At 64.8% G+C, this 1091-nt stretch carries 2 protein-coding genes; both read right to left on the bottom strand.

All coding sequences use genetic code 11. The annotated features are described in order from the left end of the window. The coding region (locus tag HIJ39_RS25425) for a YnfA family protein (protein ID WP_476718354.1) at positions 1-154 on the bottom strand (154 nt) is incomplete at its 3' end. A gap of 76 nt (positions 155-230) precedes the next feature. Further along, positions 231-1091: FAD-dependent oxidoreductase (locus tag HIJ39_RS25430; protein WP_169103362.1), on the bottom strand; the 861-nt coding region annotated here is incomplete at its 5' end.

The raw sequence follows: 1091 nt of genomic DNA on the forward strand, positions 1-1091 counted from the left end.
GACGCGTGGCAATGATGCCATACAAAAAGAGGATGGCGCCCCCTAACAACCCCACCACAAGGGATCGACCATGGCGCCGCCATTGCCAGACGAGGTAACCGCCGCCAATTTCGGCGAGACCTGCGAAAAAAAACAGGACATAAGCTCGGAGCATCGCTGTCCTCCTGCGTTCGTCGGATGTTTGACCGTAACGCTATGTCGACGCCGGGGCGCAAGCGGGCGCCCGATCGTCATCTCGAACGGTCCGATCGCACCACGCGCAACCAATGCTCCGCGGCCATTTGCACCGCATCCCAGGGACTTCCCAATGGCGGGGTGTAGCTGAGGTCGACCTCCAAGCATTGGGCCACGGTCATCTGGTGATACAGCGCCATGGCAAAGAAATCAATGCGCTTGGCCACCGCCGCTTGCCAGTGCCCCATCATCTGAGCGCCTAACAGGCGGCCGGTGGCCCGATCCCCCGTGATCCGAAACGTCAACTCGTGGGCGCCCGGATAGTAGGCTTTGTGGTCCCATGCCGTGAATTCGACCGTCTGCGGCTGATAGCCGGCCGCCGTGGCCTCGTGATCGCGAAGGCCCGTGCGGGCAATCGCCCAGTCGAAGACTTTGACCACCTGGGTCCCGAGCGAGCCCGCGAAGTGCGCGTTACCCCCGGCCGCATTGTCGCCCGCGACCCGCCCCTGCTTATGCGCCGTCGTCCCCAATGGCAAATAGGTCGGCGCGCCGAGCAGCCGATGATACGTTTCGACACAGTCGCCGGCCGCGTAGATGTCGGAAAGCGCCGTGGCCATCGTCCGGTCGACCGGAATGGCCCCTTTCAGGCCCAGGGCCAACCCCGCCGCGTGCGCCAGATCCGTAACCGGCTGGACTCCCACCACCACCAACACCAAATCGGTGTCCTCGGCGAAGCTAGGGGACCCGGTCACGTGCAATGCGTGTCCGGTTCGCGCAATGCCCTCGACCCGGACCCCCGTGCGAACTGCAATACCGTGGGCGGTGAGATGTTCCCCCAGGCGCCCGCCCAAGTCCGGATCGATGGTCGGTAAGACGGCCGGCGCCTGTTCCGCCACCGTCACGGCCAGTCCGCGGTG

The sequence above is a fragment of the Sulfobacillus harzensis genome (genome assembly GCF_012933365.1).
GTDB classification, from domain to species: Bacteria; Bacillota; Sulfobacillia; order Sulfobacillales; family Sulfobacillaceae; genus Sulfobacillus_B; species Sulfobacillus_B harzensis.